The sequence below is a fragment of the Halomonas sp. 707D4 genome (assembly GCF_024158685.1).
In the GTDB taxonomy this organism is placed as follows: Bacteria; Pseudomonadota; Gammaproteobacteria; order Pseudomonadales; family Halomonadaceae; genus Vreelandella.
Window position 1 is genome coordinate 1 of record NZ_JAMZBD010000598.1, and the last position, 1,605, is coordinate 1,605.

General features: G+C 69.2%; 1 protein-coding gene and 1 pseudogene. Both read right to left on the reverse strand.

The features are described 5' to 3' along the window. Positions 1 to 936 (reverse strand): phosphopentomutase (locus tag BIS11_RS17020; RefSeq protein ID WP_253586645.1); only part of this gene is annotated, 936 nt, incomplete at its 3' end. Beyond that, positions 936 to 1,605, reverse strand: a pseudogene (locus BIS11_RS17025) (thymidine phosphorylase); the annotation flags it as partial. The pseudogene BIS11_RS17025 and the gene BIS11_RS17020, both read right to left, overlap by 1 nt.

Consider the following 1,605-nt stretch of genomic DNA (forward strand, 5'->3'; position numbering starts at 1 on the left):
GTGGCCGTAGAGCGAGTCGAAATCGACGAAGTTGGCCATGATGAAGGTCGGCTTGTCGCGGCGGTCGGTACGCGCGATTTCGCCGAGGGTGGCCTCCATCAGCGCATCGTGGCCGCTCGCCTTCACCTTGTGGGTGATGCCGCAGTGGGCGTAGATGTCGGCGATCTTGCCGATCGACACCACCTCGCCGCCGGCCTCCGCAAGTTTCTGCAGCACCGTGGGCGTGGGCGGCTCGATGCTGTAGTCGCGCCGGTTGCCGGTGCGCGCGAAGGTCTCGGCGCTCTCGCCGACGAAGGGGCGGGCGATGACCCGGCCGATGTTGTAGGGCTCGAGCAGCGCGCGCACGGTCTCGCACAGCGCGTAGAGCTTCTCGAGGCCGAAGTGCTCCTCGTGGGCGGCGATCTGGAACACCGAGTCCGCGGAGGTGTAGACGATCGGCTTGCCGCTCTCGACGTGCTCTTCGCCAAGACGCGCGATGATCTCGGTGCCCGAGGCGTGGCAGTTGCCAAGCACCCCGGGAAGCGCGGCCTTCTCCACGATCTGCTCCAGCAGTTCCGGCGGGAAGCTCTGCTCCTTGTCGAGGAAGTAGCCCCAGTCGAAGCGCACCGGGACGCCGGCGATCTCCCAGTGGCCGGAGGGCGTGTCCTTGCCGCTGGAGATCTCCTGGGCGTGGGCGTAGGCGCCGGCAAGCTCCTCGGGCAGCGCCACGCCTTCGGCGAGCGCGCCGGTGGCGTCCCGGTGGGCGTGGAACAGGCCGAGCTTGGCCATGTTGGGCAGTTTCAAGGGGCCGCTTCTGGTGTCGGTGTCGGCCTCGCCGCGGGCGCAGGCGGCGGCGATGTGGCCGAGCGTATCGGCGCCCTGGTCGCCGAAGTCAGCGGCATCCGGCGCGGAGCCGATGCCGAAGGAGTCGAGTACCACCACGATGGCGCGTCGCATCAGGCTTCTCCTCTGAAGGTGTCCTGGATCAGCGTATCCGCCTCGACCGGTGACTGTCCAAGGCTGATCGCGGCCTTGAGCTGCTCGGCGGCGCGGTGGGCGGCATCCTCGGAAGCCGCGTGAACGAAGGCGATGGGCGTGTCGGCATCGACGCGATCACCGATCTCGGCAATCGCGCTGAAGCCGACGCTGTGATCGACCTTGGCGTCGTTGCGAAGCCGCCCGCCGCCGAGCTCGACCACGCTCATGCCCACCGCCCGGGTGTCGATGCGCGAGACGATGCCGGGCTCGGCCGCGTAGACCGGCTGCACCACCTTCGCCTTGGGCAGGTAGTGTTCGCTTCGCTCCATGAAGTCCTTCGGCCCGCCGAGCTCGGCGACCATGCGCGCGAACACCTCGGCCGCCGCCCCGGAGGTCAGGGCTTTTTCGAGCTTGGCCAGCGCCTCGTCGCGGCTCCGGGCGAGCTTGCCGGCCAGCAGCATCTCGACGGCGAGCTCGCGGGTGACCTGCATCACCCGGCTCTGCGGGCGTTCGCCGCGCAGAAGCGCCAGGGTATCGACGATTTCCACCGCGTTGCCGGCACACGGCGCCAGCGGCTGGCTCATGTCGGTCAGAAGCGCGGTGGTCGGCGTGCCGGCCTGGGTTGCCACGTTGGCGATGCTCTCGGCG